5 protein-coding genes and 1 pseudogene are annotated in these 5,195 nt (G+C 70.2%); 4 read left to right on the forward strand and 2 right to left on the reverse strand.

What is annotated here, in order from left to right; all coding sequences use genetic code 11:
* Nucleotides 1-406: pseudogene (locus tag SD626R_RS09770) on the reverse strand (4-hydroxy-tetrahydrodipicolinate reductase); the annotation flags it as partial.
* A complete protein-coding gene (gene dapA, locus SD626R_RS09775) occupies nucleotides 403-1,413 on the reverse strand; it encodes a 4-hydroxy-tetrahydrodipicolinate synthase (protein WP_092566128.1) in 1,011 nt (336 codons plus the stop codon). The gene dapA and the pseudogene SD626R_RS09770, both read right to left, overlap by 4 nt.
* Nucleotides 1,414-1,800: 387 nt before the next feature.
* Here dapA and SD626R_RS09780 point away from each other — a divergent pair, with 387 nt between their 5' ends.
* The 4 genes from SD626R_RS09780 to SD626R_RS09795 form a co-directional block, all read left to right on the forward strand.
* The gene (locus SD626R_RS09780; protein WP_092566130.1) at nucleotides 1,801-2,697 is read left to right on the forward strand and encodes an HD domain-containing protein; all 897 of its coding nucleotides are present in this window, start codon (nucleotides 1,801-1,803) and stop codon (nucleotides 2,695-2,697) included.
* 70 nt (nucleotides 2,698-2,767) lie between these two features.
* Nucleotides 2,768-3,274 carry a PUA domain-containing protein gene (locus SD626R_RS09785; protein WP_092566132.1) on the forward strand — a complete coding sequence of 169 codons (507 nt, stop codon included), beginning with the start codon at nucleotides 2,768-2,770 and terminating at the stop codon, nucleotides 3,272-3,274.
* 64 nt (nucleotides 3,275-3,338) lie between these two features.
* Nucleotides 3,339-4,025, forward strand: coding sequence for a 2,5-diamino-6-(ribosylamino)-4(3H)-pyrimidinone 5'-phosphate reductase (locus SD626R_RS09790; protein ID WP_092566134.1), 687 nt, complete (start codon nucleotides 3,339-3,341; stop codon nucleotides 4,023-4,025).
* A 278-nt stretch (nucleotides 4,026-4,303) separates the two neighbouring features.
* Nucleotides 4,304-5,195 (forward strand): coiled-coil protein (locus SD626R_RS09795; RefSeq protein WP_092566136.1); only part of this gene is annotated, 892 nt, incomplete at its 3' end.

Here is a 5,195-nt window from a genome sequence, read left to right on the forward strand (position 1 = left end):
GGACCGCCCGGCGGAGCGCGGCGACGCCGCGCGCGAAGTTCGACGCCTTGAGCACGGGCACCGACTCGCTCGCGGCCCGGAGGCCGTCGAGCTGATTCGCCTCGAACCCGGTCGTGCCGGTGACCATCGGGACGCCCGCCTCGGCGCAGGCCGCGGCGTACGCGACCGCCGATTCGGGGCCGGTGAAGTCGACGAGGACGTCGGGATCCTCGGCCGCGAGCAGTTCTCCGAGCCGGTCTGCGGCGTCGACCTCGACGCCCGCGACGGGATCGGTCGCGGTGCGGTTGACCGCGACGGCGACGGCGACGCCCCCGCGGTCGGCGGCGGCCTCGATCACCTCGCGGCCCATCCGACCGCCGGCGCCGGTGACGGCGATCCGGAGCGCGTCGGTCGCCCCGCCGCTCATTCGCCGTCACCCGTCGCCGCGGGCGCGACGGTATCCGGATCGACGGCCTCCGGGTCGACGGTTCCGGGAGCGGCCTCATCGTACTCGGCGAGCAGCTCGCGCAGGACCTCGCGGCGCCCCTCGGAGAGCCGCGAGAGCGGCGAGCGGACGGCCGGCCCGCCTCTACCGCGGACGTGCATCGCCTCCTTCACCGGGATCGGGTTCGTCTCGGCGAACAGCTCGCGGACGAGCGGCGAGAGCTCGTGGTGGAGCGCGCGGGCGCGGTCGTAGTCGCCCGAGAGCGCGGCGCCGACCATCGCGCAGGAGCGCTCCGGCTCGACGTTGGCGACGACGCTGATGGTGCCCGTGCCGCCGATCGAGAGCACGGGGAGCGTGAGCCCGTCGTCGCCGGAGAGCACGGAGAACGCCTCGTCGCGGGTGCGCTCGATGACCTCGCTGATCAGGTTCAGGTCGCCGGACGCCGCCTTGTATCCCCGGATGTTCGGGTGTTCCGCGAGCTCGACCGTGACGTCGACGGGGATCGACTGGCCCGTCCGGCTCGGGACGTTGTAGACGATCTGCGGCAGGTCGACCTCGTCGGCGATCGTCCGGTAGTGGTTCAGGAACCCCTGCGGCTCCGGCTTGTTGTAGTACGGGGAGATGAGGAGGAGCCCGTCGGCGCCGGCGTCGGCGGCGCGCCGAGAGAGCGAGAGCGCCTCCGCGGTGTTGTTCGAGCCGGTGCCGGCGATGACCGGGATGTCGTCGAGGGCGTCGCGGACCGTCTCGATCACGTCGACGTGCTCGTCGTGGGTCATCGTCGCCGACTCGCCGGTGGAGCCGACGGGGACGACCCCGTCGACGCCCGCGCGTTCGAGGTAGCGGGCGTTGTCGGCGAGCTGCGCGTGGTCGACCTCGTCGTCGTCGGTGAACGGGGTCGTCATCGCGGGATACACCCCCTCGAAGGGCTCGTCCGTCTGTTCTCGGTCCGTCTGTGCGCCGTACGGCGTCGTTGTTGTCGCGTCTGTCATGGGTGGGCGGTCGGTGTCTGCGGTCGGTCGGTGTCCGCGTCGTCTGCGGTCGGGAAACGAACGATGCGCGCGGGTCGGGGGTCGTCCGGGACGGGGTCGCCACTCCCGCCGGCGGACGGCTCACGCGCGTTTCTTCGAGAAGAGCCGCGTCGCTGACGGCGTCGGCGGGCCGCGTCCGGACGCGGATGAGTTCACACCCGTAGTGGGACCCTCCGCCGCTTATAGATTTTGTCTCGGGTCGAAACTGCCGTCGAGGGGCGAGATGGGCAGGTCTGACCGTTCGCGGAGCGGGGACCGGCCCGGCCGTTCGCGGTGCGGGACCCGGACCGCGGCGGCGGCCGCGAGCACGCACACCTTTTACCCCGGCGGCTCGTCTGCACCGATCTCATGGCCGATCCCAGCGACCCCGCGATCGATCCGGACGAGCCCGGTCCGGCGAGCGAGGGCGACGCCGGCGACCCGGACCTCGACGCCGACACCGACGCCGACCGCCACGAGTACGACCCCGAGGCCGACCACGCCTTCCCCGACGACCGCCTCAACGAGGTCCTCGCCCGGATCGCCGCGGACGAGGAGATCGCCGCGTACCTGGAGGCGCAGAACGTCAACCCCGTCGACCGGAAGGGGTACAACGACCACGGCTCGAAACACGTCGAGATCGTCCGGGACCGCGCGCTGCGGCTGTACGACCTGCTGAAGGACGGGGGCGTCGAGTTCAACGGCGCCCGCCAGCAGGGGCTCGACGAGGCCGACGAGCCCGTGATCATCGCGCTCGCGGCGACGCTCCACGACATCGGTCACGTCGTCCACCGCCACGACCACCCGTACTACTCGATCCCGCTCGCGGCCGACCTGCTCGACGACCTCCTGCCCTCCTTCTACGACGTGGCCGAGCGGGTGCGCGTGAAGGCCGAGGTGCTCCACGCCATCCTCTGTCACCACACCGAGGAGCAGCCGCTGACGCTGGAGGCCGGCGTCGTCCGCATCGCCGACGGCCTCGACATGGAGCGCGGGCGCTCGCGGGTCCCCTACGAGGAGGGCGGCCGCGGGATCAACACCGTCTCCTCGCAGGCGATCGAGCGCGTCTCGCTGCGAAAAGGCGAGAAAACCCCCGTACAGGTCGTCATCCGGATGAACAACGCCGCGGGCGTCTACCAGGTGGACTCCCTGCTGAAGGCGAAGATGGAGGGGTCGCTGCTGGAAGACCGGATCCAGACGATCGCGATCAACACCCACAGCGACGAGGACGGAGCGACGTCGATCGTCGACCGGATCGAGCTGTAGGCGTGCTTCGCGTGCCGTATCGTTCGGGCCGTGTCGTAACGGCTTTGCGCGTGGCCGGGGGAGTGCGGGTATGACCGACGCCGACGCGCTCGCGGACCTCCGGACCGGCGCCGACTACCAGTTCGGCGCCGGCGCGGGCCGCGCCCTCTTTCCCCCCGACGAGCCGCTGACCCTCCGCCGGTCGAGCGGCGGCCGCCCGCGACAGGTGATCGTCGGCGACGTCGACGACACGCCCGGGAGCTCCGAGGGCGACCGCCTCGTCTCGTACGGCACCGACGGGCGCTTCACGCTCGGCGTCGCCGGCGGCGGGCGGCTGCGGGAGGCGTTCGACCGGCCGCGACACCGGATGTTCGTCGGCGAGGAGAGCGAGCCGTTCGTCCGCGAGGGGCGCAACGCCTTCGCGAAGTTCGTGGTCGCGGCCGACGACAGGATCCGCCCGGGCGACGAGGTGCTCGTCGTCGACGAGGCGGACGCGCTGTTCGCGGTCGGCCGCGCGGAGCTCTCCGGCGCGGAGGCCGAGGCGTTCGCGAGCGGCGTCGCCGTCAAGGTGCGGAACGGGGTCGGCGGCGCGGAGTAGTCCGGATCAGCGACGCGGGGGAATCGACCGAAACGACCATTCGTCGGCCCCGACACGCACGCGTATGCACGTCGTCGTCAACGCCGCCCAGAGCGTCGACGGGAAGCTCGCGACGCGGCGCCGGGAGCAGCTCCGCATCTCGGGCCCGGAGGACTTCGACCGCGTCGACCGCGTCAGGGCCGCCGCGGACGCGGTGCTCGTGGGCGTCGGGACGGTGCTCGCCGACGACCCGCACCTCACGCTCGACGAGGAGGACCGCCGCGTCCAGCGCCTGCGGAACGGGCGTCCCGGCCACCCGGCCCGCGTCGTCGTCGACTCGGCGGGGCGGACGCCGACCGACGCCCGGATCCTCGACGACGCGGCGACGACGTACCTCCTCGTCTCGGCGGCGGCGACCGAGGAGCGCCGCGAGGCGCTGACGGCGGCCGGCGCGGAGGTCGTCGCGGTCGAAGAGGAGACCGACGAGGGCCACGTCGACCTCGCCGCCGGATTCGACGAACTGGCCGACCGCGGCGTCGACCGCCTGATGGTCGAGGGCGGCGGCGAGGTGATCTACTCCTGTTTCGCGGCGGGACTCGTCGACGAGCTCCACGTCTACGTCGGATCGATGGTGATCGGCGGCCGCGACGCGCCGACGCTCGCCGACGGCGAGGGGTTCACGGAGGCGTTCCCGCGGCTCGACCTGGTCGACGCGGAGCGGTTCGACGACGGGATCGTGCTCTCGTACGAGATCCGGGACGGGCGCTCGTGAGACCCCGGGAGACGTCCCGCCGCTCCCTTGTCTAACGTTTCATAAATAGCGACGGGTGTGTGATCGTTCGCCACGGATCGCCGGGTATACGGCCCGTGCTACCGGGTTACAACCGAATCACCGAAGTCTTTATATGTCGGCTAGTGGTATGTTCTGGTACCAGAACGCCTCCGGCGCTGGTGGGATCGCACGCTGAAATGAACGGGAGCTCTTGTGAACGGCCCAACGCACAACGGCGAGCGACTGCTACCCCCGGAGCGGTGATGGAGAGATAAAAAATGGTAACGAAAGACGAAGTCATCGAGCAGTACGAGATCGAACCGATGGACGAAGCGGACAACGTGGACCTTTCCGAGGACGACCTCGACAACGGGTCGAAGGGACAGCTCATCAAGCGCGCCGGTCAGCTGCGGGACCGACGCAACGAGCTGAACCAGATGGCCTCCGAGCGCGCCTCCAAGCGCGACGACCTCAACGCGAAGACGCGCGAGAAGGTCGACGAGGCCCAGGAACACCGCGAGAAACGCGACGAGCTCAACGAGCAGGTCCAGGAGCACAAGGACAAGCGCAACGAGCTCAACGCCGAGGCCAACGAGCTGTTCGACGAGGTCGAGGAGCTCAAATCGGACATGGAGCTCGGCTCCGGCAAGTCCATCGAGGAGCTCAAAGAGGAGATCGAGGACCTGGAGTTCCGCCAGCAGACGGAGGTCCTCGACGCCGAAGACGAGCGCGAGCTCATCGAGAAGATCGACGAGAAGCGCGAGAAGCTCGCCGAGAAGAAGGAGAAGGTCGACGACACCAGCGAGCTCGACGACCTCGTCGAGGAGGCCGAGGAGGTCCGCTCCGAGGCGTCCCAGCACCACCAGAAGGTGACGGAGCTCGCGGACAAGGCCCAAGAGCACCATAACCAGATGATCGAGGCCTACCGCGAGGCCGACGACATCCGGGACGAGGCCGACGAGATGCACGAGCTGTTCGTGGAGGCTCAGGAGGCCGCCGACCGGCACCACGAGGACTTCGTACGCGTTCAGAAGCGCCTGCGCGAGCTCGACAAGGAAGAGGAGCGCGAGCGGAAGGACGAGCGCGCGGAGAAGCGCGAGGAGGAGAAGGAGGAGGCCGAGGAGATCTACCAGAAGTTCAAGGAGGGCGAGACGCTCGACACCGAGGACC

It is taken from the genome of Halorubrum sp. SD626R (genome assembly GCF_001261915.1).
Lineage (GTDB): Archaea > Halobacteriota > Halobacteria > Halobacteriales > Haloferacaceae > Halorubrum.